This window comes from Sphingopyxis sp. Soil_C_28, assembly GCF_057657055.1.
Genome location: NZ_JBDGJE010000003.1, coordinates 740797 through 764407, shown reverse-complemented (window position 1 = coordinate 764407; position 23611 = coordinate 740797). Strand labels below are relative to the sequence as shown.

Annotated in this window: 19 protein-coding genes; 13 read left to right on the top strand and 6 right to left on the bottom strand. The window is 61.9% G+C overall.

What is annotated here, in order from left to right; all coding sequences use genetic code 11:
* Positions 1 to 136: 136 nt before the first annotated feature.
* Both AC3A43_RS17075 and AC3A43_RS17070 read right to left on the bottom strand, forming a co-directional pair.
* Positions 137 to 1972 (bottom strand): serine hydrolase domain-containing protein, encoded by a 1836-nt coding sequence (locus AC3A43_RS17075; RefSeq protein ID WP_487793734.1) that lies wholly within the window; start codon positions 1970 to 1972, stop codon positions 137 to 139.
* A 386-nt stretch (positions 1973 to 2358) separates the two neighbouring features.
* Positions 2359 to 3021, bottom strand: a complete 663-nt coding sequence (locus tag AC3A43_RS17070) for a helix-turn-helix domain-containing protein (RefSeq protein WP_487793733.1) — start codon at positions 3019 to 3021, stop codon at positions 2359 to 2361.
* Positions 3022 to 3203: 182 nt separating this feature from the next.
* On the opposite strand from AC3A43_RS17070, the gene AC3A43_RS17065 reads away from it, so the two are divergent.
* The gene (locus tag AC3A43_RS17065; RefSeq protein WP_487793732.1) at positions 3204 to 3959 is read left to right on the top strand and encodes a helix-turn-helix transcriptional regulator; all 756 of its coding nucleotides are present in this window, start codon (positions 3204 to 3206) and stop codon (positions 3957 to 3959) included.
* Between the two features lie 31 nt (positions 3960 to 3990).
* Here AC3A43_RS17065 and rsgA read toward each other — a convergent pair whose 3' ends face one another.
* Both rsgA and AC3A43_RS17055 read right to left on the bottom strand, forming a co-directional pair.
* On the bottom strand, positions 3991 to 4986 hold the full coding sequence (gene rsgA / locus AC3A43_RS17060; protein WP_487793731.1) for a ribosome small subunit-dependent GTPase A: 996 nt from the start codon (positions 4984 to 4986) through the stop codon (positions 3991 to 3993).
* Between the two features lie 348 nt (positions 4987 to 5334).
* On the bottom strand, positions 5335 to 5610 hold the full coding sequence (locus tag AC3A43_RS17055) for an HU family DNA-binding protein (RefSeq protein WP_487793730.1): 276 nt from the start codon (positions 5608 to 5610) through the stop codon (positions 5335 to 5337).
* Between the two features lie 336 nt (positions 5611 to 5946).
* Between AC3A43_RS17055 and AC3A43_RS17050 the strand changes: the two genes are divergently transcribed.
* The 6 genes from AC3A43_RS17050 (at position 5947) to AC3A43_RS17025 (ending at position 14229) form a co-directional block, all read left to right on the top strand.
* Positions 5947 to 6276: a DMT family transporter gene (locus tag AC3A43_RS17050; RefSeq protein ID WP_487793793.1), complete on the top strand. Its 330-nt coding sequence runs from the start codon at positions 5947 to 5949 to the stop codon at positions 6274 to 6276.
* 133 nt (positions 6277 to 6409) lie between these two features.
* Positions 6410 to 9133 (top strand): TonB-dependent receptor domain-containing protein, encoded by a 2724-nt coding sequence (locus AC3A43_RS17045; protein WP_487793729.1) that lies wholly within the window; start codon positions 6410 to 6412, stop codon positions 9131 to 9133.
* 84 nt (positions 9134 to 9217) lie between these two features.
* On the top strand, positions 9218 to 10723 hold the full coding sequence (locus AC3A43_RS17040) for a serine hydrolase domain-containing protein (protein ID WP_487793728.1): 1506 nt from the start codon (positions 9218 to 9220) through the stop codon (positions 10721 to 10723).
* A gap of 71 nt (positions 10724 to 10794) precedes the next feature.
* Positions 10795 to 11457 carry an RNA polymerase sigma factor gene (locus AC3A43_RS17035; RefSeq protein WP_487793727.1) on the top strand — a complete coding sequence of 221 codons (663 nt, stop codon included), beginning with the start codon at positions 10795 to 10797 and terminating at the stop codon, positions 11455 to 11457.
* 109 nt (positions 11458 to 11566) lie between these two features.
* Positions 11567 to 12829, top strand: coding sequence for a M20/M25/M40 family metallo-hydrolase (locus AC3A43_RS17030; protein ID WP_487793726.1), 1263 nt, complete (start codon positions 11567 to 11569; stop codon positions 12827 to 12829).
* Complete coding sequence (locus tag AC3A43_RS17025) at positions 12826 to 14229, top strand: CapA family protein (RefSeq protein WP_487793725.1); 1404 nt, start codon at positions 12826 to 12828, stop codon at positions 14227 to 14229. Before AC3A43_RS17030 ends, AC3A43_RS17025 begins: the two co-directional genes overlap by 4 nt.
* A 3-nt stretch (positions 14230 to 14232) precedes the next feature.
* Here the strand turns inward: AC3A43_RS17025 and AC3A43_RS17020 are convergent, their stop codons facing one another.
* Complete coding sequence (locus AC3A43_RS17020; RefSeq protein ID WP_487793724.1) at positions 14233 to 15126, bottom strand: LysR family transcriptional regulator; 894 nt, start codon at positions 15124 to 15126, stop codon at positions 14233 to 14235.
* A 205-nt stretch (positions 15127 to 15331) separates the two neighbouring features.
* Here AC3A43_RS17020 and AC3A43_RS17015 point away from each other — a divergent pair, with 205 nt between their 5' ends.
* Positions 15332 to 16471 (top strand): NAD(P)/FAD-dependent oxidoreductase, encoded by a 1140-nt coding sequence (locus AC3A43_RS17015; RefSeq protein WP_487793723.1) that lies wholly within the window; start codon positions 15332 to 15334, stop codon positions 16469 to 16471.
* Between the two features lie 21 nt (positions 16472 to 16492).
* Here the strand turns inward: AC3A43_RS17015 and AC3A43_RS17010 are convergent, their stop codons facing one another.
* On the bottom strand, positions 16493 to 17212 hold the full coding sequence (locus AC3A43_RS17010; protein ID WP_487793722.1) for a helix-turn-helix domain-containing protein: 720 nt from the start codon (positions 17210 to 17212) through the stop codon (positions 16493 to 16495).
* 513 nt (positions 17213 to 17725) lie between these two features.
* Between AC3A43_RS17010 and AC3A43_RS17005 the strand changes: the two genes are divergently transcribed.
* From AC3A43_RS17005 to AC3A43_RS16985, 5 genes are all read left to right on the top strand, one after another.
* Complete coding sequence (locus AC3A43_RS17005) at positions 17726 to 18250, top strand: hypothetical protein (protein WP_487793721.1); 525 nt, start codon at positions 17726 to 17728, stop codon at positions 18248 to 18250.
* 152 nt (positions 18251 to 18402) lie between these two features.
* A complete protein-coding gene (locus AC3A43_RS17000) occupies positions 18403 to 19152 on the top strand; it encodes a hypothetical protein (RefSeq protein WP_487793720.1) in 750 nt (249 codons plus the stop codon).
* Positions 19153 to 19250: 98 nt separating this feature from the next.
* Positions 19251 to 20054, top strand: a complete 804-nt coding sequence (locus AC3A43_RS16995; RefSeq protein WP_487793719.1) for a fimbrial biogenesis chaperone — start codon at positions 19251 to 19253, stop codon at positions 20052 to 20054.
* Entirely contained in the window at positions 20051 to 22669 is a 2619-nt protein-coding gene (locus tag AC3A43_RS16990; protein ID WP_487793718.1) for a fimbria/pilus outer membrane usher protein, read from the top strand. The genes AC3A43_RS16995 and AC3A43_RS16990 overlap by 4 nt, the downstream gene beginning before the upstream one ends.
* A gap of 9 nt (positions 22670 to 22678) precedes the next feature.
* Entirely contained in the window at positions 22679 to 23593 is a 915-nt protein-coding gene (locus AC3A43_RS16985; RefSeq protein WP_487793717.1) for a hypothetical protein, read from the top strand.
* The last annotated feature ends 18 nt before the right edge of the window (positions 23594 to 23611 follow it).

Genomic DNA, 23611 nt, shown 5'->3' with positions numbered 1-23611 from the left:
ATCGCCTATGACGCCGCGCTCCTCATCCGTCCCTGTTGACCTGTATAGGACACTATTTTCAAATTTGGATAAAAGCAATACAGATAGAGAAGTTTCTTTGATTGGCGGCCGCGCTCTGCGGCGCGCCGGCCAATCACTAGAAGCGCGTGCCGAAGCCGATCAGGTGGAAACCCAGCCCCACCCACAGAAGGATGACGGCGCTCGTCAGCAATATGATGCTCCAGAATTTCGCAAACCGCCCGCGTCTGGATGTCCAGACATGCCGGATATTCCACATCGCGCTGGCCAGCAGCCCCAGGAAAATGAGGGGGGTCGCGATCTGCAGCGCAATCAGCGCCCCGTCGAGTTCGCCGCTGAGTGACGAAAAATCGGACAACAGCTTGCTGGCGAACAACAGCCATCCCGCCATGACCGCCACGGCCAGCGCCGCAAAGCCGCGCGTGAGCCGGTAGCTTTTCAGCGCGGCGGGGGCGAGGTCGGATTTCACGCCATAGCGGCGGCGCGCAAGCGCCGAGGCGGGCCAGGCGATCGCGGTCAGCAGGAGCGCGCCAAGGCTGGCCAGCAGGGCTGGCGTGATCCACGCGCTCGATTGATACCAAGGCACCGGTTCGAATGCGAGATAGGGCGACGCCGAATCGAGACTGAAGCGCACGACGCGGCCATTTTCCACCTTGGCGGCGAGGCGCATCTTGCCCCCCTGCTCGCGCCACACAAACGGTTCGATCTCGATCCATTTGCGAACCTGACCGCCCAATCCCGACGCGATGCTCAGCCGGATGCCCCCGTCGCTGTCGAGCGCCACCTTCACCTGTCCCCCGGTCAATTCCATCGCTTTCAAAAAGCTCGATTCCAGCCGGCGAGTCTTGTTGTAGGTGCCGACCATCATGCGCGCATGCTCGCGCGCGGTTGCGGCATCGACCCGGCCGTCGCGCTGCTCGAACGGGAAATAGCGATCGGCGAAGGCCTCGAACAAATAGCTGCGGATCGGTCCCGAAACATTCTGGGTGCCCGCGGCATTCATCGACATATAGATGCCGACCTTTTCTTCCGGGAAAAGCCAGAGCTGGCTATGGAAATTGAGGCTGTCGCCAGCGTGCGACAGCGCCTTGCGACCGTTGATATTCTGCTCATAGAAACCGAGCGCCATCCCGTTGAGCGGGGGGACCAGCCGCAAGATGGTCGTGTGCATCTGCGCCGCGGTCGCGGGCTTCATCAGCGACCCGCCATCGCCGAGATGCGCGAGCATGAAACGCCCCATGTCGGCCCCCGACGCGGTCAGGCCGCCGGAGGGCGCCAGGCTGTTCATCTCGAACTTCCCCGGCTTGCCCGAACCCAGCATATAGCCGCTCGCCACCAGCGGCCGCAGCGCAGTCGGCAAGGGTTGCCGGAAACTCGATCGGGTCATTCCCGCGGGCGCAAAGATGCGCTGCTCGACATATATATTATAGGGAATGCCCGAGACGCGTTCGACGATATAGGCCGCGAGCGAGGTGCCATAGTTGGAATAGGCGGGCGTCGTACCCGGCGCGAAAATCCGGTGCGGCACCTGGCGCTTGATGACGACGCCGAGTGGCGGGACCCCATTGGGGTCATAGCTGTTGAGCCCGCGCTGGACCTCTTCGAAGCCCGCAGTGTGCGTCATCAGATTGCGCATCGTCACCGGCTTGCCACCATAGGCGGGTATCTCGAAATCGAGATAGGCGTTCACATCGCGGTCGAGATCGATCTTCCCCGCCTCGACCTGCTGCATCACAGCCGTCCAGGTCATCAGCTTGGACACCGATGCCTGGCGAAAAAGCGTGGTTTCGGGATCGACCGGGCGGCGTGCTTCGACATCGGCATAGCCGAACCCGCGCTGCGTCAGCACTTTTCCGTCCTTGACCACGACCACAACCGCTCCCGCGGCATCGCCACGCTTGAGCGCATAAGGCATATAGCCGTCGAGCCACGCATCGACGTCGCTCTTCACCATCGCCGGGGCGGGCCGCGAGCCAGGGCCACCGCTATTCTCCGCCAACGGTTTTGCGGCCGGTTGCGCCACGGACGTGGTCGCAGGAACTATAACTCCGGCAAATGCCGCAGCCAGCATTGCGCATGAACGTAAGAACCGCATTCGCCCTCCCCCTCCAACCAGACCGCTGTGGCGGCCGAATTTCAAAAATTTCTCTTTTTGAAATATTTTCAATTCTGGATATAGACATCCTGATTGGAAATTTGTCAACGGGGGCACGCAATCTCCCGACCGCCGCTATGCCGGACGCGAGCATGATCTAAAGATCCGAACTTTCCAGATAGCCCGTCACAGGCTCGACTGATGCTTGCGCTCCGGCGGATCCGTCCGGCAGCTATGCGCAGACGTCAGGTGTGGACGGGATGAAGCGCCGATTTCAGATCGGCGTCGGCGGCCGAGCAGACCGACAGGATACGGCATGGTCCTTCGCCAACGGCGACATAGCCATGGCCCATAGACGCGTCGAAATAGACAGAATCGCCGGTTTTCAGAAGGGAGGGCGCATAGATGTCGCTGTGAAATTCGCACTCGCCTTCGAGCACGAGCACATATTCCTCGCCCGAATGGCGCATCAGATCGCCGAACTCATCGATCGAGCGCACCTTGATATCGATAATCATGGGATTGAGCGTCTTGTTGAGCAGATCCGCCGAAGGATAAGTGTAGTTATAGGTCGCCGTCTGGATCGACGGCCCCTCACCTGCCGGCGTAATACTGCGTCGCCCGGTGGCCGTATGCGCGGCGGCGGGGAGCGAGGCGGCGGCGGCGAACAGCTGCGTGATGTCGATTTCAAGCCCTTGGCTCAGCCGCAGCAGCTTTTCATAGCTAAGCGACATCTTCCCTGTTTCAATCTTTGACAAAGTTGAAACAGGGATCCGCGTCCGCTCGCTGACTTCGGCAAGGGTCCAGCCCTTTTCGGTGCGGAGCTCTCGCAGGAATATCCCCGGATTACCGTCGATGGGGGTCCGCCGATCGCTACCGGTTGGGCTGGGATGGCGCGTTGCCGGCATCTGCGTCCTTTCACTCGATTTTCTTATCTGGCACATATTTGCTCATTTATCGCGCCGATCAAGCCGGACAGCAACATGCGTCAACACAATCGGCAAAGAAATTTGCGCATTGGGTGCTACCAAGATTGTTGCACACCGCAGTTTCCGCCGCCACTGGTTCCCCGATTCGCTGGGATGACAGGATGACAAACAAGCTATCCATTCGCATTTCTCCGGAGTTTACGAGCTTCGTCGGTCGCGGCCCCTGCGACCCCGCGATTTTGCCGCCCGACGCCCTCATCTTCGGCTTTGGCGACATTGGCGAGCCTGCCGTCTCGATGCTTTTGCCCGGAGATGTCGTGGGCCCCGCCGACGATCATCTGGTAGTGCTCGCGATCAGCCGCGCCGCGTGCGACCGGCTGTTCGCACTCCGTCCCAAGGCGGACGGACGATGGTATCTCCCCGCCAATCTTCGCGGCCTCGGCCGCGCGGTCGTCGCGGTCGAAGGCGACAGTGAAGTCGACGATATGTTGCGCAGCGCGCGCAGCCAGGAACTGCTTTGCCAGCTTTTCGCCGAACTCGCCGCCGAGCGCATGGTCGAGGTGGGCGGCAGAACATCTTTGAGCGAGCTCGATATCACACGGGTCGCGGCGGCGCACCAGCTGGTCAACGAGCGCTGGCAAGAGAAGCTGACGGTAGGAAATGTCGCGCGCCGCTGCGGCCTCAGCAAGGCCAAGCTGACGCGGGGCTTTCGCGAACTTTATCAATGCAGCGTCGCCGAGGCGGTGAGCGAACGGCGATTGCAGCGCGCGCGTCAGCTGCTGGCGCAGAGCGACCTCCCGATATCGAGCATCGGCTATAATTGCGGCTATATGAGCAATGCCAGCTTTACCCGTGCTTTCGCTCGCCGCTTTGGCATGGCCCCGACCAAGATGCGCGGCCGCGAAGCCACCGCCTGAACCCGCGCGAATTAATTCCTGACCTCGTCCGCTATCGGCGCCGCTTCGGATAGCGTTCAGCGTTACTGCCCTCTTCGGCGGCCAATTTGCGCCAGCGTTCGAAGCGTTCGACCGTCAACGCACCTTCGGCAATCGCACGTTGAACCGCGCAGTCCGGTTCGCCGGCATGCGCGCAGTTCGAGAAGCGGCAATCGCGTGCCGCCGCGATAAAATCATCGAAAACCTCCGATAATCCCTCGGACGCGTCGGCCAGCTGAAGTTCGCGCATGCCGGGCGTATCGAGAAGCCAGCCGCCGCGATCGAGCCGATGCATTTCGCGAACCGTGGTTGTGTGCCGTCCGGTGTCATCGCCGGCACGGATCGCCTGCGTGGCGATGCTGTCGGACCCGCGCAATGTGTTGACCAGCGTCGATTTGCCAACGCCCGAGGATCCAAGCAGCGCGACGGTCTGCCCCCTGCCGCACCATGATGCGAGGCTGGCGACGCTCGCGGGATCGCGGCCGTTGACGGTTTCGACGCGCAAGCCGGGCTCGATCGCGCGCACCGCGGCCGCGAAAGTCTCCTTCGCGTCGGTGAGGTCGGTCTTGGTGAGAACCACGACGGGATGCACCCCGACCTCTCGCGCCAACACCAGATAGCGCTCGATCCGGCCGACACTGAAATCCTGATTGCACGATGCGACGATGAACAGCGTGTCGACATTCGCGGCGATCATCTGCTCCTTGCGCGGATCGGCGGGCGAGCGCCGCTTGAACAGATTCATCCGGCGCAGAACACGCACGGGCTCAAAGGTGACGGCATCGATGATCAGCCAGTCCCCGACAGTCGGATGGTCGTCGGAGGGTGCGGCGCCGGCGATATAGGGCGAGACAAGGCGCTGGAGACCCGCGCCAGCCACCGCGATCTTGCCGCGGTGGACGGCCATCACCCTGACCGGAAGGCAATGAAGCGCTTCCTCCTCATCGACCTGCTCGCCGAACCAGGTTCGCCAGCCGAGCTCCTCGAGGGTTTCATCAGGCGATGTCATAACGCGAAACGCAGCTTTCCTTGATTGACCAACGGCTTTGGATGCACCGCTCAATTGGGCGGCATGCCGGCGCCAGTATATATAAGATCCCCCTACGCCAGCCGGAAGGAGAGAGGGAGCGAATAGCGCACCCGGCGCTCAATTGAAGGGGCAAAGGCTTCGCCGTGGTCGCGCGCATCACCGACACACGCCGGGCCGCGTGCAGCCTGGCGCCGGGAAAGCCCGCGAGTTTCGCATGGCGGACAGTGCGGCCGCCCGTTCGGCGCGGCGACAGCCGGAACGCCGGTAAAGATTAGTTTGGTCGCAAGGTCCCGCCGGCCGATGCCGACGGGACACGAGCTTTTGCGATCAGCCGTTCAGGCGATCCTTGACGGCCTTGGCCGGACCAAAGGTCAGCTTCTTTGCTGCCTTGATCTGGATCGTTTCGCCGGTCGAGGGATTGCGGCCTTCGCGGGCCGGCGTCGCCTTGACCTTGAACTTGCCGAAGCCGTTGACCGAAACTTCGTCGCCCTTGGCGGCGGCATCGGTAATTGCGGCGAAGACGGCATCGACCGCCTTTTTCGCGTCGGCCTTGTTCAGCCCGAGCGATGCTGCGACGCTGTCCGACAGTTCGGCGTGGTTCATATCTATCTCCATAGGTACGGCCGGGACAACCCCGGACCAGAGCGCCGCTATAACCGTTGTGTGGATTTGCGCTACACCCGACGAGCATTGCAAGGACAAGCTGAGCGTTTCTCTTCGGCAGACCGTGCAGACACCCGGTCACCAGGCAATGAAAATACGTGCAAATCGGCGGCTGCCTGACTATGTCGCGCATGCCGAGAATAGAATTGCAGGTTGGTAGTCCCTGCGCCCGTCCCAGTGGGTTCTTCAAAGCCGCGGCGTCAACCACCCGAAAATGGTGGGGTGGCGCTGGTCAACGACTGGATGCCGCACCGCCGACCAATGGAGGAGCGCTCTATGTCTTATGTGTATTTGATGATCGCTATCATCGCAGAGGTGATTGCCACTTCCTTCATGAAACAGTCTGACGGTTTCACAAAGCTGGTCCCGTCGCTTGTCACGGGTGCCGGCTATATCGTCGCATTCTATTTTCTTTCGCTAACTCTTCGCACCATCCCTACCGGCATCGCTTACGCCATCTGGTCCGCTGTCGGCGTCGTACTGATCGCGACGATCGCGTGGCTGTTTCAGGGTCAGAAGCTTGATACGCCCGCAATGGTCGGGATGGCGTTCATCGTCACCGGCGTGGTGATCATGAACGGCTTCTCTTCGTCGGTCGCCCACTGACAACGCTGGCATCGATTAACGGGACCAGCCCGCCCCCGTTGCAAAAAATCCATCTGACCGTTCGGCTCCGTCAAGGTCCGACGTCTTCCCTGTGGACGCAGCGTATATTTACGCGGCCAAAAGGGGGAAAGACATGACGCGCTCGGATCTTCAGTACCGGTTGATGCTCACGGCGGCGGCAGGCGCCATGGCGATGACACTCACGCCTGTCGCAGCAGCCGCGGCCGGGCAGGATGATGCCGTCGAAGCCGCGGACGCGAGCGACACCCCCGCGGAGGGCGATGCAATCGTGGTGACGGGATCGCGCATCGACAAGGCGGGCTTCCGGGCGCCGACGCCCACGACGGTCATCAGCGGAGGCGACCTGCTTCAGGGTGCCCGGCCCAGCATTGCTCAGGTCCTCAACGACCTGCCACAGTTCCGCGCGACGACGTCCCCGGTCACCAACTTCTCCGGGACCGCATCGGGTTCGTCGCCGGCGGATCTTCGCGGCCTCGGCACCTCGCGCACGCTGACCTTGCTGAACGGGCGGCGCTTTACCGGCTCGGGCGATCTCAACACGGTCCCGCAGGGTCTGATCCAGCGCGTCGAGGTCGTCACCGGCGGCGCCTCCGCGGCCTGGGGCTCGGGCGCGGTCGGCGGCGTGGTCAATATCCTGCTCAACGATTCGCTGGAGGGACTCGAACTCGGCGCACAGGGCGGCATCTCGTCGCGCCGCGACGCCTTCCGTTATGGTTTCGACGGGACCTTCGGCGTGAAGTTCGCCGACGGCGCCGGGCATTTCATGATTGGCGGCCAATATCTGAACGACGAAGGCGTCCTCGACCGCGATTCGCGCAAGAACCTTGGCAGCACGACGCTTTACACCAACCCGGCCGGCTCGGCGCATGCCTTCGTCATCGCGCGCGACGTCAATTATTCCAATGCCAGCATCGGCGGCCTGATCACCACGGGTGTGCTCGCCGGGCAGACGTTCAACACCGACGGCACCCTGCGTGCCTTCCAATACGGCAGTCCGCGCGGGACGCAGGTGATGGTCGGCGGCGAAGGCACCAGCCTGCGCGACGAGACGGCGCTCGCCGCCCCCTATGAGCGCATCACGGCTTATGCGCGCGCCAGCTATGAACTTGGCGATGCCAAATTCTGGGTGGACGGCAGCTATTCGCGGATGTCGGCGGAATATCGCTTCTACGCCGAGAGCAATCGCGACAATATCACGGTCTCGCGCGACAATCCGTTCCTGCCGACCGCCGTACGCGACCGGCTCATCGCGGCCAACCAGACCAGTTTCCGCATGGGCCGCGTGTTCGAAGATTATGGCTATCGCACCTTCGGTTATGTGCGCGAGACGATCGATGCGGCGATTGGTGTCGACGGATCGTTCGCCGACGGCAAATGGCGCTACAGCGCCTATTACGGCCATGGCGAGCTGTCGGACGATCGTGGTTATCTGAACCAGAAGGTCACCGTGCCCTTCAATCAGGCGATCGATGTGGTCACCAGCCCGGTTACCGGCCAGCCCGTCTGCCGGGTGGCCCTCACCAACCCCTCGACGGCCTGCCGCCCGCTCAACCTGTTTGGCGAGGGCAATGCCGACCCGGCCGCAGTCGCCTATGCCTTCTCGAACGCGGCGCATGTGCGCAACACGACCAAATTGGATACCGCCAGCGTCAGCCTCCGCGGCGACCCCTTCGCGCTTTGGGCCGGCCCCGTTTCGATCGCAGTGGGCGCGGAAGCGCGCTGGGAGTCGATCGGATCGAGCGGTCTGGACCCCCTGTCGCGCGCCCAGGCCTTCTCGACCTTCAACTTTTCCGAGATCAACGGCGGCTTCAATGTCAAAGAGGGTTTCGCCGAAGTCGCGATCCCGCTGCTGAAGCAGGATTTCAGCGAGCTGGAGTTCAGCGGCGCCGCCCGTTACAGCCATTACAGCAACACGGGCAGCGTCTGGTCGTGGAAGCTCGGCGCGACCAACCGCATCTATGACAATTTGCTGCTCCGCGTTTCGCGGTCGCGCGACATTCGCTCGGGCAGCCTGTCCGAACTCTACAACACCCGCTCGACGACGCAGTCGAACATCGCCGATCCGATCACCCAGACGACCTATCAGATCGTGACCTTCGGCGGCGGCAATCCCGCGCTCGACCCCGAAATCGGGACGACGACGACGATCGGCGGCACCTATGCGCCGCCGTTCATCCCCGGCCTGAATCTGTCGATCGACTATTTCGACATCAGGATCAAAGGCGCGATCGCCACGCTGAGCGGTCAGGACATCGTGACCCGCTGCGCCAACGGCAATACGGCGCTGTGCGATCAGATCGTGCGTCAGAACGGGCTGATCACGACCGTCTTTGCAACCTTCGTCAACCTGGCGGAATACAAGACGAACGGCATCGATTTCGAGGCGTCCTATACGTTGCCGCTGAACAATGTCGCGGCATCGGTCCCCGGCACGTTACGCTTTCGCGCGCTTGCGACCTATGTCGACAGCCTGACCACCGACGATGGCATCAGCAAGATCGAATATGTCGGCGATGTTGGCGAGGCGGTTCCGTTCGGCACGCCGAAGTGGCGCGGCACGTTCAGCATGACCTATGATCAGGGTCCGCTAAGCGCCGATGCCCGCGTCCGCTACGTCGGCGGCGGCAAGTGGAACCATCTTCTGGATATCGAGAACAACGACATCTCTGCGCGGGCGTATCTCGACATCGGCGCTCGGGTGAGGATCGACAAGCTGACGCTGGCGGTGAGCGTCAACAATGTGTTCGACCGCGGTCCGCCGCTTACCACGACGGGCCAGATCCACTATGACCAGATCGGCCGCTATTTTTCGACCTCGGCAAAGCTGAAATTCTGATCCTTCGCGGGGTGATATGGGAGTAATGACATGAAGCCGGACCGTGTTTCTCCCCTCCCCGCCAGGTCGCGCCGTCGATATATATTGGCTGCAGCCGCCATCCTGTCCTCTCCCGGGCTGGCCCAAGCCCGGACCGGTCCGGCCGCACCGGATATCGACCCGATCTTTGCCCAGTGGAATAGTGCCAAATCGCCGGGCTGTGCGATCGCGGTCGATCGTCCGGGCCAGCCCGTGCTGGCGCTTGGCTATGGCATGGCCGACCTCGAGCACGATATCCGGATCACACCCGATACCGTCTTCGAAGCCGGATCGGTTTCCAAGCAGTTCACCGCCGCCGCGATACTCAAGCTGGTCGAGACCGGTAAGCTCAAACTCGATACCGACGTCCGCACGATCATTCCCGAATTGCCCGATTACGGACAGGTTATCACCGTCGATCAGCTGATGAACCACACCAGCGGCCTGCGCGACTGGGGCGCCGTCGTGGGGCTGGCGGGCTGGCCGCGCACGACGCGGGTCTTCACGCAAAAGGATTTCCTCGGCGTCGTGGCGAAGCAGAAGGCGCTCAATTTCGAGCCGGGTGCCGAATCGAGCTATTCGAACACCGGCTATAATCTGCTGACCGAGATCGTGCAGCGCGTGAGCGGACAGTCGCTGGCGGATTTCAGTCAGGAGGTCTTTTTCCGGCCGCTTGGCATGGTTCATACCCAGTGGCGCGATGATTTCCGCCGGATCGTGCCCAACCGCGCGCAGGCCTATGAATGGACGGGCAAAGTCTACCAACAGGAAATGCCGTTCGAGAACACCTATGGCAATGGCGGCCTCCTCACCACGGTCGGCGATCTTCTGATCTGGAACCGGGCGCTCGACAGCGGCGCAGTCGGCGCGCTGGTTACCCGGAAACTGTCCGAGCGCAGCACGCTTCGCGACGGGCGGACGCTGACCTATGGTCGCGGCCTGTTCAATTACAGCTTTCACGGCGTGCCGGAGATTGCGCATTCGGGATCGACCGCCGGTTATCGCGCCTGGCTGGGCCGTTATTCCACGCAGAAGCTTTCGGTTGCGATGCTTTGCAACGCCAGCAACGCGCCGACGACCCTCGGGCGTCAGGTGGCCGCGAAATTCCTGCCCATGTTCAAGCCGCCAAAGCCGGTGAAGAAGGAACTGGACGGTCTGTTCGTGAGCCAGGCCACGGGCGCGCCGCTGGAGTTGGAAGAATATCAGTCAACCGAAAGCCGCGTGGTTTCGAAAGACCGGATCGAACTTGTCGGCCGGGACGGAAATATCGCAGTCTATTTGCGCACGCCAGCGGTCACGCCGGCGTCGGTCAGGCTGGCGGAATTTCCGGGCCGCTATGAAAGCGACGAGGTCGGCGCGGTCTATGCCCTCAGCGCCGGGACCGATGGCCTGATCTGGCGCATTCAGGATCGCCCGGATTTCATGAAGATCCTGAAACCGATCTACCACGACGCATTTCAGGGGGGCAATGCGATCATAAGGTTCACGCGCGACACAACGGGCCATATTACGGGGCTCACCGTCGGCGTGGAGCGCGCGCGTAAAGTAGCCTTCTCGCGGATGCCGAATTAGCGGCTAAAGCCAGATCTTCGCGTTGCAAGCCCGGCAGGTTCGCGCTTGAAACAAGGTTATGCAAATTTGGAATGACGCGTTCGGCATTGGCATTGGACAGCACGCCCAGCCATAGTCACCATTCCGTCATGCAATTGGAACATCACCTTGTTGACGGATATCGTGATAGCCTGCGCAAATATATCGTACCTCGACTGAACAACAAGAGCGACGTAGATGATATAATACAGGATACTTTTATCAGGTATCACTCGTACAATTCGGACATGATGATTGAATCTCCGATAGGATATTTGCTCAGGATTGCCAGCAACCTGATTCATGATCGCGGAAGAAAGAAGTCTCTTCTTTCAAACTCCATCGAAATAAGTTCGGTATCCGAAGATCTTTTGCAAGCGGAACCGCAGCAAGAAGATGGACGCCTGCTGTCGGATCTTCAGACGGCCTATGAAGCGGCACTCGCCGAGCTTCCACCCCGTCGCCGGGAAGTTTTCCGGCTTCGCCGCCAGGAATGCATGCTCACCCCGGAGGTTGCCGAGACGCTGTCGATTACACCGCGCATGGTCCAAAAGCATATGATGGCCGCAATGGAGCATCTTCAGGATCGCTTGCGCCCCTTTCTCGACGACGACAGCCTCTCCCAGATGTCCGATTGTGGATCGCATGCGCCTGTGCGGCGCCCGAGCGGCGGCGGTTCGTGGCAGCGGCCAAGCTGGCGCAGGTTGGATGCGTGATAATTATAGCGATCTCTTCCCTTTCTCCATTCGCGTGAGACGCGACTTCGCGTCTACAGACGGGCGTGCATGCTCGACGTGCGTCACCCCTAGATAAAGAGGCCTGCCGATGTTCGCTGTCCCCCTGCTCTCCATGCTCGCTTTGGCCGCCGCGCCGGCCGACGACCGCGCCGTGAAAGATGTTCTCGCGAGCCCGTCCTATAACGCCGCCGTATCTCAGCTGGACCGCGAGCATGACCGGATTGTCGACGACATTGTCACGCTCACCGAAATCCCCGCCCCTCCCTTCGCCGAGACCAAGAGGGCTGCGGCCTATCTCGAAAGGCTGAAACAGGCCGGTCTGGAGAATGTGGAGATCGACGCCGAGGGCAATGTGATGGGCCTGTATCGGGGCACCGGCGCACCGGGCGGCAAGCTCGTCATGCTTGCCGCGCATCTCGACACGGTCTTCGCCGCCGAGACCGACGTCAAGGTGCGCCGCGACGGCAATCGCCTCCACGCACCCGGCATCGGCGACAACAGCCGCAGCCTTGCGGTGCTGCTGGCCTATGCGCGCGCGCTGAAAGCCAACAAAGTCCGGACAAAGCAGGACATCCTGTTCGTGGGCAATGTCGGCGAAGAGGGGCCGGGCGATCTGCGCGGGGTCCGTTACATGTTCACGCAGGGCAAATATCGCCAGCGGATCGGAACGTTCATCTCGATGGACGGTCTCGAACCTCAGCGTGTGGTCAACGGCGGCGTCGGGTCCAAACGCTACCGCATCACGTTCAAGGGCCCCGGCGGGCACAGCTATTCGGCTTTCGGTCTCGTCAATCCGATGGCGGCGATGAGCCAGACCGTGGTTGATTTTTACAAGCTGCAGGTGCCATCCACGCCCAAGACGACCTATTCCGCGAGCGTTGTCAGCGGCGGGACGTCGGTCAACTCCATCCCCAACGAGGTCTTCATGGAGTTCGACATGCGATCCGAAGACCCCGGCGAGCTGGCCAAGGTGGAGAAGGCATTTCTCGCCATCGTCCACGCGAGTGTCGAAGGCGAAAACAAGGCACGCAGCACGCGCGAGGGCAAGGTCGAGGCGGATATAAAACCGATCGGTGACCGCCCGGCCGGCAGCACGCCCGCCACCGCCGCTATCGTCCGCATCGCGTCGGGCGTGATCGAAAAGAAGGGTCTCAAGCCGAACCTCGCCTCTTCGTCGACCGATTCCAACTTGCCGATGAGTCTCGGCATCCCCGCGATCACCATCGGGTCAGGCGGCACGGGCGGGCGGGCGCATTCACTCGACGAATGGATCGACGTCGAACGCGGTGAAAGCGTCCGCGGCATGTCGATCGGCCTTGCGATCCTTCTCGCAGCCGCGGGCACGAAATGACTGTACGACATAGCATTCTCGCGATTGCCGCGGCCGTCATGCCGCTGGCGGCCGCAACGGCCCAACAGCCGCTCGTCACCACGCCTGTGCCGACCACCCCGATCGGTGACGACTTCACGCTCGCCGCCGCCGGGGACCTGATCTATCTGCGGCCGATGCTTGCGACGCTGGAAGCGCGAAGCCCCGACATGGTCCGGTTGCTGCGTGAGGCCGACGTGACCTTTGGCAATTTCGAAACCACCGTGCTCGATCTTGCCGACACAAAGGCTGTCGCGCAGGCGGAATCGGGCGGCACCTGGATGCTCGCCGATCCCCGCGTGCCCGACGACATAGCGAAGCTTGGCTTCGACATGGTCAGCCACGCCAACAATCATTCGACCGACTGGGGCGTCGAGGGGATGATCGAAACCGGGCGGCGCCTGACCGACGCGAATATCGTCTGGTCGGGGACCGGCACGACGATGAGCGGCGCCCGTGCGCCGCGCTATCTCGACGTTGCCAAAGGGCGCGTGGCCATCGTCTCCGCGACCTCGACATTCACCCCGATGTCGCGCGCCAGCGATCCCGTCGGCGAGGTAGCGGGCCGTCCCGGCGCCAACACGATCCGCACCGTGCGCACGACGCTGGTGACGCCCGAGCAGTTCGCAACAATCGGCGATCTCGCCGCAAAATCGCCGCTGGCCACCGATAGCCGGACGGACGAGGCGGCGACGCTGTTTGGAAACCGCTTCGCCCCCGGCGACACCGGCGGCAAGCATCTGGATTTTCGCTATCGCATCCATGCGGGTGATCTCGCCGACAATATGCGGGCGATCCGGCAAGCGCGGCAGAATGGCAATTTCGTGATCTATTCGGTCCATAATCACGAGCCCGGCAACGCGTTCCAGGAACCGGCCGATTTTGCGATCGAGCTGGCGCACGCCGTGATCGACGCGGGTGCGGACGCCTATATGGGCCATGGCCCGCACCAGCTGCGCGGGATCGAGATATATAAGGGCAAGCCCATTTTCTATTCGCTGGGCAACTTCGCGATGATGAACAACTCGCTCGATGCCGTGCCAGCCGACATGTACGGCCAGTTCGGCGTCGACCCCGACAGCGCGACGGTTCCCGAGTTGCTCCAAGCGCGCAACACGCGCACTTTTTCGAACCCCGACTTCTATGAATCGGTGATTGCCGTGTCGCGATACAATAAAGGCGAACTGGCAGAAATCCGTCTCTACCCGATCGATCTGGGCGTCGACGTCAAGGGCGCCGATCGCGGTGTCCCGCGCATGGCGAGCCGCGAGCATGGCACGAAGATCCTCGATCGCCTTCGCCGGCTTTCCAAGCCGTTGGGGACGACAATCGACATCAAGGACGGGGTTGGCCTGATCAGGGTCGCCGCCGCGAAGAAATAGCCCTTACGCCCCGCCCATCGTCGGCAGGGCATTGGCGGCTTCCCAGACCTTGACGACCGATTTGCGCGTCCGCTCGGCGGACCGGTACATGCGGATTTCCATCGGCACGCCAGCGCCCAGATCATGCAACTGGCCACTCTCCAGATCGCGCCGGATCAGGCTTTCGGGCAGCCAGGCGATCCCGTGGCCCGCAAGCACCATCGCCTTCAATATCTCCGCGACGGCATTGTCGTTCACATGGCTCGGCGGCTGATCGATCCCCGATACGCGCGCGGCATAGGAACTGAGCCGACCGAGGAAGGAATCCTGACCATAAGCGAGCAACGGTGCGCTGGTATCGAGCTGGAACAACGGCTGCCCGCTCTCGATGCGCGTTGTCGCCAACAGCCGGTCGGTTCCGAGCACCACATAAGGAAACCGCTCCGGATCGAGCGACATCGGAACCGCTTCATGGTGGAAGGTCAAAAGGAAATCGCTCTTCCCCTCGACGAGCGACTGAAAGCAATTATGGGCATTGTCGGCGAGCACATCGGTCTTGAGCGGCCCGGTAAGGCGTTCGACATTTTTGAGCCAGTCGGGGAAGACACTGAGCGCGAGGGTGTGAAGTGCAGCAAAGCTGATCGTCTTGCGCGACTGACGCTGCCGCGCCTGGACATCCGTCCGCGCTTCTTCAAGCATATTTAGCACCTCGTCGGCCGTTTCGCGAAACAGCCGCCCTTCCGCGGTCAGCGAGGTGGGAAAGGTGCTGCGATCGACCAGCGGCGTCCCCAGCCAAAGTTCCAGCGCCTGAATCCTGCGGCTAAAAGCCGACTGCGTGACGTTGCGAATATCGGCCGACCGCGAAAAGCTGCGCGTCTCGCACAGGCTGACAAAGTCTTCGAGATGCTTAAGATCCATGCGAGTTGGGCAATCTTTGCTGATTGTGCGATCGAACTCTCTGGTCTGGTCGGTGCGCCATTGTCAAAGGCATAACCGAATATTGAACCGACGCGCGGTTCGCTCGATCGAGCGGCTTGCGTCTATTGGAATGAAAGCAAAATCGCTTGCGCACCCCAGCCCGACAGGCTGGATAGGCACAAAGCCGGGGGAGAAGATTTTCAAAATGCGCAGGCAGGTTGATGTGATCGTGATCGGTGGCGGTATCGCGGGCATGTCGGCCGCGGCGCGTATCGCCCGTCATGCCGAGACGGTCGTGCTGGAGCGGGAATCGGCGCTCGGCTATCACTCGTCCGGGCGGAGCGCAACCTTCTATCATTTCGGCATCGGCGAAGACGCGGTGCGCGGTATGACCGCCGCCAGCAGCGACTTCTTCGCCTCCCCGCCCGCGGAATATGGAGATGCCGCCCTCTGGGCCAGCAAGCCGGCGCTGTTTATCGCCGACCAGCAGACGGTTCCGCAACTCGAAGCGCTGCACGCGGAAATGGACCGCTTTACCAGCACCGTCTTCCGCGCCAGCGAGCGCGATATGCTCGATCTCGTCCCGGTGCTCAAGACCGGCGCGGCCGGCATCGTCGCCGGCCTGATCGATACGGGCGGGCGCAAGCTCGATGCCGACGCGCTGCTTCAGGCAAATGCCCGCGCATTCCGTCATGCCGGGGGAACGATCGTCTTCGACGCCGCCGTGACCGCGATCAGCCGCGCCGATGGCGGCTGGAACTGCGACGCCGGGGGCGAGCGCTTCCTCGCAAAGACGGTCGTCAACGCGGGCGGCGCATGGGCCGACGAGATCGCGCTTCTCGCGGGCGTCAAACCCCTCGGGCTCCAGCCGCTTCGCCGCACGATCATCGGCTTCGCACCACCCCCGGGACTGGACGTGTCGGCCTGGCCCTTCACCAAGACCGTCCAGGATGACGGCTTCTACATGCTGCCCGATGCCGGGCGCCTGCTTGCCTCGCCCATGGATACGACGCCGTCGATGCCCTGCGATGTCCAGCCGGAAGAATATGAAATGGCGCTCGCCGCATGGCGGGTCGAGGAAGCCACCACGCTGACGGTCGATCGGATCAGCGCGCGCTGGGCGGGACTGAGGACATTTACGGCGGACAAGGTCCCCACGGCCGGCTTTGCGACCGACTGTCCGGATTTCTTCTGGCTGGCCGGTCAAGGCGGCTATGGCCTGCAGACGGCACCGGCTATGGCGATGGCGGTCGAGGCACTGATGTTCGGTCTCGGTTGGCCCGAGGAACTCGCGAGCCGCGGTGTTCATCCGCATCATCTGCTTCCCGATCGCCTGCGAACCTAGGCAATCGGGCGAAACGGTCGTTCAAAACTCGATGATAATCTTAACGCTGGCGGCCTCGACCCCGGCCAATGCCGCAATCCGTTGCTTGCTGTCATCGATCAGGGATTGGATCTGTTCGGCCGTGCCCCGAATTTCAGGGCTCTCGTTTACCACGGGTTCGAGGCCGCCAGTCACAATCTCGCGCGCCGAAATCCCGAACGCCTGAGCAAGGGCGACTATACTGCTCTTCCGCGGGATCGTCTTGCCAGTCTCCCAGGCCCAGATGCTCGGCCTGCTCAACCCCGTGCGCGCCGAAAGCGCCGCCCGACTCAGACCGCGTTCCCGACGCAGTCGATGCAACCGATCCGACAGGAACAGGGCAGATCCGGTGTTTTCTGCCGCGTCTCCCGTGGCCGCGGCGGGGTCGAAGTCCGTTGGCAGCGAATTGCGCAATTGCGCCGCGCTAAGCATCGCGCGTGACAACGGCCGATCGAAACGGCAACCGGCGAGCATCTCGCTGCGCCACACGATAGTCGCGGCGCAATCGGGCGCTTCGGGCAAGGCCACCATGATCCGCTGACCGATGGCCAGATCGGACGCGGTTTCAATCAGCATGCCGGTCGCAGACAAGTTGTGGATCACCACCACCGTGCCCTGGCTGCCGTCGACCGATCCCGGCGCTTCAAACCGCAGGTGCATGCGTGGCGCACCGCGCGCGCTTCCGGCGGTGCCTTGCTTTTCGATCATCGCATGAATGGGCATGGTCCAGCCCTATGCGCGGCGATCGGTTGTCGAGTGGTTAAGGGGGCGAGCCGCATCGCGCGGCACATGCTTCGCCCGCTGCTCGGCAACAAGGCATGTTCGCCTTCCCCGGGTCGAACTGTGTGCGGCTTGCGGCGGGTGAATCGGTGATGCGCTGCGGATTTTCTGTGATTTCCATAGCCCAGATCAACTTATAGCTAATTTTTTTGTTAATTTTCGAGGCGGCGCTGTCCCGATTCTGAACGTCAGTCGCTCGGCCGCCCTTGTGACTGTGGCATGATTAACCCTCGATAGACGCAGAAAAGCGACAGTTTCTGTTGAACTTGAACGACATCCCATGCGTCCAATTTTCCCCGCACCGAAATTGGGGTGCTAAGTTGTCTTAATTTAGGTACTAAGTTTTTCTTAACAGACGGGGACGAGTCGGGTCGCGGCTTGTCGGGCATGGGGAGTGCCAAAGGTTATCCGCAAAAGCGGGACCTTGAACCGTTCGGTTTTTTGGGGGTTCGTGTCATGAGGTTCATGCTTTTTGCGCTCGCCGCGGCGGCTTTTGCTGTGCCCGCGAACGCAGAAGAAATCCGGAACGTCAAATCGCTCGACATCGCGGTGAGCGGGTCCGTCCGGCAGCATTGCGCGATAGGCAGCATCGGCAACATGGACTTCGGCAATCTGGAGCGCCGCGGCTTGGGCGTCGAAACGCAGGTTTCGCTCGATTGCAACGTGCCCTTCACAATGACAATCAAGGGCGCGCGCGGTGGCCTGACGCATACCACGATGCCTAGCGGACAGGGCCCGTATAGCGGTGTGCTGCCGTACAGCCTCGCCGTCGAAATGCCGGTTCGATATCCGGCGCAGCAGATCATCAGCCGCTCGTTCAACAGCCGTCAGCTGCTCTCCGGCGGCGTTATTTCCAGCAATGGCGGCATCGCAACCGACGGCATGCGGCTGTCGGTCGAACTCGGCCAGCCCTCGGGAGAGGCCGGGCTGCTCGCGGGCGAGTATTCGGAGACGATTACGATCACCGTGGCCACTATTTGAGAATTTGAAGAATTCGCCTGCGGCCTTCGTCGCGGGCGGAATTAGACCGGAAGGGCAGGCACCGATGCCCTCCCGGTTTCTCCGACCAGCCGGTGCAATAGATGCCTTCGCCCGGCGTTCCGGGCGGCGGCGATAATAGAGGGAAGAAGATTATGAAGAAGATCCTTAGCGGCGCCGTTGCCGCCATCGCACTCGCCGCCGTTGCTACGCCGGCTGCTGCGCAGACCAGCGAAAATCACTATGCGGGTACCATCATTGGCAACCAGACTAACCCCGGCGCCGCCGCAAACTTGATCGCTGGCCTGTCAGTCGCTGGCGGCCTCGGCACGCGCTACACTGCCAACGCCGGTGCACTCGGCAACGTCGGTACCGTCGGCAACGTCAACGTCGCGTTCAACCTGTCGGGTTCGGTGAGCAAGGATTGCTCGTTCTATGCCGGTAACGGCGGCAACGCGCAGAACCTGAACTTTGGCACGATCGGCATTCAGGCCGGCAACAACGTCAATGTCAGCGACGCGTTCGAAATGGTCGGTCCGGCTGTGGCCGTCGTGACTTCGGCGACCGCCGGTTGCAACTTCAGCAACGTCGTCAAGATCGAAAAGAACAACGCCGCGGGCATGGTCAACACGAACCCCGCGCTGTCGTATGACAGCAACCAGTTCCAGGCCAACATCCCCTACCGCGTCGCTGCGGCTTGGACCGGTGTTGCCGATGGTGCCGGCGCTGTTGTCGGAGGCCCGCAGTCGCTGGCCGTTTCGGAAGTCCAGCTGAACAACAGCATCGCGCAGGGTGCATGGCGCTCGGGCATGATTCTGACCTTCACCGCTCCGGTCGCCACCAAGGCACTGGTCGCTGGTCAGTACACCGGCGTTACCAACTTGACGCTGACCGCTGCGCTCTAAGGCCAGTCGGTAAATCGGGAGAAGGGGGAAAGAGCGATCTTTCCCCCTTCTTCATACATCAATGCAAATACCGGGCTTTTGCGGGGGAATCGGGAATCATGGCGAGAATGTTCGCGCTGAAGCGCCAATGGCGGGCAATGCTCACGATCTTGGTAGCAATGTTTGTGCTGGTCCCTTCGGTCCTCGCGATGCGCGTCACGCCCATGGTGTTCGAAATCGAATCGCGCGGCACAAATTCTTCGGCGCGGCTAGAGGTCCAGAACGTCAACAAGGGCAACATGCCCTTTCAGGTTCGGATCCTGCAAATTGCGTTCAACAAGGACGGCAGCATCACCGAAACCCCGGCCGACGAAAAGTTCCTTGTCTTTCCGCCGCAGGGCGCCTTGCCGCCGGGCGGACGCCAGGTCATCCGCCTGCAATGGGTCGGTGACGCTGAAATACCGACTTCTGAAGCCTATTATGTCGCCGTCGAACAGCTGCCCGTGACGCTTGAGCCCGGCTCGCAAGAAGGGCTCGAGGCGCAGGTCCAGGTGCTTTACAACATGCGCGCTTTGCTGGTCGTCGCACCGCCCGGCGCAAAGCCCGATGTCAGTCCAACTTTGGTTCGCCAACTGACCTACCAGCCGCCGGCGCTACCCGGCGCGACCGACCTGCCGCCGCTGCAGGATGGTATCGAGGTCACGCTTCGTAACGAGGGGCGCCGTCATGCGATGATGTCGAATTTCGGCTGGCAGCTTGAGGGCAAAGATCGCGACGGCAAATATCTTCGCGTCGATGTTTCGTCAGAGGAACTGCTGCGCGTCCTTGGCACCGGTTATGTTCCCGCGCTTGGCGAGCGCAGCTTCCGCATCCCGGTGCCGGGTTTCGGACCTGAACCGATCAAGATGACCTTTATCCAGTGAGGATTGCCAGACTCCTTTGTTCGGTCGCGCTGTCTGCGGTGTGGACGGCGGGTGCCACGGCGCAGGTGTCGATTCCGTTGCCGCCGAAGCCGCCGACGACGGGCTCGCAGACGCCCATTCCACTTCCGGGTGGACCGCCGCCGCAGCCGACGCCCGCGCCCACGACGTCGCCGCTGGTCCCGCAATTGCCGGTCGGTCCGCACGGGCGGCCCGATATCAACCCCTACAACCGCGACATCGACATGACGGCGCCGCTGACGTTCTTGAACAAGACGCTGGGCGATATACCGATGCGGCTGACCGCCGACGATCGGTTCCTGCTCGACGCGGCCGTGTTCGTCAGCCTGATGAAGCCGGTTCTCAACGACGCGGCGCAAGTGTCGCTGGCGAGCCGCCTGCAAGGGCTGGAACAGTTCGGCCCGGACGACCTTGATCGCACCGGCGTCCAGTTGACCTACGACCCCAGCACGCTTGCCGTGGTGGTGGTGCAGGTCGATCCCGACCAGCGCGCGGTCGAGGATTTGTTCGCGCCGCCGAGGGGCGACCTGAAAGACGTCACGCTGCAGCCGGAGAATTTTTCGGCGTTCCTGAATCTGAACGTCATCGGCACCCATGTCTGGGAAGCGACCGAGCAGACGCCGCCGACAGTCAATTTCGACGGGGCGATCCGCTTTGGCCGCTTCGTGTTCGAAGGCGACGCCCAGATTGGGGAACGCGTTGGCCTGACCGACAGCAAATATCGGTTCACCCGCAACTATGCGCGGATCGTTTTTGACCAGCCAGAGGATTATCGCCGCTGGTATCTGGGCGATCTCGATACCGAAACACGCGGACTGCAATCCTTTGTCCAGATGGGCGGTGTCGGCGTCTTGCGTCAGCGCCGCCGCTTCAATGCGTTCCGCTCCGCCGTGCTGCAGGCCGATCGCCAGCTCGTTATCCAACGCGATTCGACCGTGCGCTTCCTGCGCAACGGTACCCTGTACCGCGAAATGCGCCTTCAGCCGGGCCGCTATGACTTCAGTTCGCTGCCGCTGATTGCGGGTAGCAACGATATTCAGATTCAGGTCACCGACAACAGCGGGGCGGTACAGAATCTGGCATATCAGCAATATCTCGACCCGATCGATCTCGAACCCGGCGATTTCGAATATGGTGCCTATCTGGGCCCCACCAGTCGAACCTTTGACGGTGCACCCGATTATCGCGGCCCAGTGGCTTTCACAGGCTTTTTCCGTAAGGCATTTTTCGATGCGCCGGCCATCGGCGTGGGGCTTCAGGCAAGCAAACAAGTCCAGTCGTTGACCGGGCAGACGCAGTTTGTCCTGCGCAACGGTGGCCGCGTGCTGCTGGACGCCGGGGCCAGCAATTCAAAATCGGCCGGTGCAGGCTTTGCCGGCGGGGTTGGTTATGAACATTATTTCGACAATGGCGCCACGTCGGACACACTGACCCTTCGCGGTGACTATTTTTCGCCCCGCTACGCCACCCTAGGCAATGTCGATGCGATCAATACGTCGGCGCTCACGCTGTCGGCGCAATATACGCGCATGTTCAGCCAAAAGCTGATGGTGTCATCCAATGCGTCGTTCATTCAGGGGCGCAATGATTATGGCAAGACGTACCGCGTCGGCACGACCGCCTTTTATCGCCTCGACCGCCAATGGACGGTGCGTGGCGGCGCTGATTACACGCGCTTTCCCAGCGGGCTGGGGAGCCGAAACGGCTTCAGCTTCTCGATCGGGGTGGTGTTCCAGCCCAGCTACCTGCGCCGTGCCGAGGCCCGGTATGAGAGCCGCGATAATCTGGCCGAAGTTTCCTATAATCAGAGCAGCGAAAATCTGATGAACAGCCTCGGCTTCGGCGGCGTGGCGACTCATGAAGACGGACAGGTGCGCGCGCAAGGATATGCCACCTATTCGGCCAATCGTTTCGACGCCGCCATCAGTCACGCGACGTTCGGCCCCAGCGTCTCGCGCTTCGCCGACGTCAACGCGACGACCGTCCGCGTCGGAACCACCATTGCTTACGCCGACGGCGTGTTCGGCATCGGTCGGCGGGTCAACGACAGTTTCATGCTGTTCAAACCTTATGACAATCTCGGCAAGCGCAGTGTCGTGGTCGGGCAGTCGCTGGCAAAGAATGACTATGTTGCCCGCAGCGGCACGATGGGACCAGCCTTGTTCAACTTCCTCGGTTCCTATGTTCCGCAATCGGTGCAATATGATGTGGAGGACGCACCGCCGGGTTACGACATCGGCGCCGGGGTTATGCGCGTCTATCCGCCGTACAAGAGCGGCTATGTCGCGCGCATCGGGACCGACGACTTTGCCACGGCCATGGGCACGCTCGAACTGGCCGACGGCAAACCGGTATCGCTGGTCGGTGGCCGGGTCACGATGCTCGACGTCCAGGAGAAGGACGCACCGAAACCAATTCCGTTCTTCACCAACTCTGTGGGACGTTTCGCCGTGCCGAGCCTTAGGCCGGGACGCCGTTATCTGGTGGAGACCTACGGCCCCAACGGGACGATCGACAAGGCGTTCGAATTTACCGTGCCAGCCGACACCGACGGTCTGGTAAAACTCGGCACCGTTCTTCGCGGTTCGAAAAATTAGGAGGCCATGATGCTTCGCCATTTCTTGACTTTTGCAGCGGCTCTGACGGCCTCATCGGCCGTCGCGCAGGCCAACCCCGCGCCACCGCAGATGCAAACCGATTGCCTTGTGCGTATGACCGCAGCACCGGCGGCGTGGATGCTTCGCGGGTACGATCCGTTTGGCGGCGAAACGCCGCAGGCGACGTTCAACATCACGTTCATCAACGATGGCGGATCGGAGTGCCGTTTCGCGCCTTCGTTTGAGCTGACGCAACAGCCTTTCGGATTGTCGAAGGGAACGGGCAGGCCGATCGGCTATGCGCTCCTCAACCTTACTGACTCGCAGGATGTGACCCCCCGCGCAGGGCGGTCGCTCCGCACAGCGTCGCAGCGCGAACTGGTATTGGCGCCCAATGAGTCCAAGACCTTGCTGTACAAGCTCGTTGCCAACCCTGACGATGTCTTCGATTCGGGTATCTTTACGCAGGACATCCGGATCGAGGCGCAGGATCGAAGCTTCCGCTCGCTCGGCGGCACGCAGATTGTGCTGGGCCTTGAGGTGCAGCCATCGGCGCGCATGGGACTGGCCGGTGCTTATACGATGAATGCCGGCCACGCGGTTGTCGATTTGGGCGAGTTGACCCCCGGTGTCGTGCCGGTGCTGCTGCACCTGCTCGTCAACAGCACTGGTCGATATGACTTGCAGGTAACGTCGGCGAATGCGGGGAAACTGCGCCTTGGCGCCAGTGATTGGACGGTTCCCTATGCACTCGCGATCGGGGGTTCTGCCGTTAATTTGTCGGGCGCTGACCGTTTGTCGGGACCGAATGGCAATGGCTATCGCCGCGACACGCTGCCCATTCAATTCGTGATCGGCAACACCGCCGATCGTCGTGCAGGGGTTTACAGCGACGTCATCTCAATTTCGGTCACGGCGCGCTGAATTCCCCGCATCGCTTGC

What these genes read in the sequence shown, in the direction of transcription:
- AC3A43_RS17075 (WP_487793734.1), bottom strand. Translation starts at nt 1,972, where the DNA reads ATGGTGAAGAGCGACGTCGATGCGTGGCTCGACGGCTATATGCCTTAT.
- AC3A43_RS17065 (WP_487793732.1), top strand. Translation starts at nt 3,204, where the DNA reads ATGACAAACAAGCTATCCATTCGCATTTCTCCGGAGTTTACGAGCTTC.
- AC3A43_RS17030 (WP_487793726.1), top strand. Translation starts at nt 11,567, where the DNA reads ATGTTCGCTGTCCCCCTGCTCTCCATGCTCGCTTTGGCCGCCGCGCCG.
- AC3A43_RS16985 (WP_487793717.1), top strand. Translation starts at nt 22,679, where the DNA reads ATGCTTCGCCATTTCTTGACTTTTGCAGCGGCTCTGACGGCCTCATCG.
- AC3A43_RS17025 (WP_487793725.1), top strand. Translation starts at nt 12,826, where the DNA reads ATGACTGTACGACATAGCATTCTCGCGATTGCCGCGGCCGTCATGCCG.
- AC3A43_RS17055 (WP_487793730.1), bottom strand. Translation starts at nt 5,610, where the DNA reads ATGAACCACGCCGAACTGTCGGACAGCGTCGCAGCATCGCTCGGGCTG.
- rsgA (WP_487793731.1), bottom strand. Translation starts at nt 4,986, where the DNA reads ATGACATCGCCTGATGAAACCCTCGAGGAGCTCGGCTGGCGAACCTGG.
- AC3A43_RS17010 (WP_487793722.1), bottom strand. Translation starts at nt 17,212, where the DNA reads ATGCCCATTCATGCGATGATCGAAAAGCAAGGCACCGCCGGAAGCGCG.
- AC3A43_RS17005 (WP_487793721.1), top strand. Translation starts at nt 17,726, where the DNA reads ATGAGGTTCATGCTTTTTGCGCTCGCCGCGGCGGCTTTTGCTGTGCCC.
- AC3A43_RS17020 (WP_487793724.1), bottom strand. Translation starts at nt 15,126, where the DNA reads ATGGATCTTAAGCATCTCGAAGACTTTGTCAGCCTGTGCGAGACGCGC.
- AC3A43_RS16995 (WP_487793719.1), top strand. Translation starts at nt 19,251, where the DNA reads ATGGCGAGAATGTTCGCGCTGAAGCGCCAATGGCGGGCAATGCTCACG.
- AC3A43_RS17045 (WP_487793729.1), top strand. Translation starts at nt 6,410, where the DNA reads ATGACGCGCTCGGATCTTCAGTACCGGTTGATGCTCACGGCGGCGGCA.
- AC3A43_RS17050 (WP_487793793.1), top strand. Translation starts at nt 5,947, where the DNA reads ATGTCTTATGTGTATTTGATGATCGCTATCATCGCAGAGGTGATTGCC.
- AC3A43_RS17000 (WP_487793720.1), top strand. Translation starts at nt 18,403, where the DNA reads ATGAAGAAGATCCTTAGCGGCGCCGTTGCCGCCATCGCACTCGCCGCC.
- AC3A43_RS17070 (WP_487793733.1), bottom strand. Translation starts at nt 3,021, where the DNA reads ATGCCGGCAACGCGCCATCCCAGCCCAACCGGTAGCGATCGGCGGACC.
- AC3A43_RS17015 (WP_487793723.1), top strand. Translation starts at nt 15,332, where the DNA reads ATGCGCAGGCAGGTTGATGTGATCGTGATCGGTGGCGGTATCGCGGGC.
- AC3A43_RS17035 (WP_487793727.1), top strand. Translation starts at nt 10,795, where the DNA reads ATGACGCGTTCGGCATTGGCATTGGACAGCACGCCCAGCCATAGTCAC.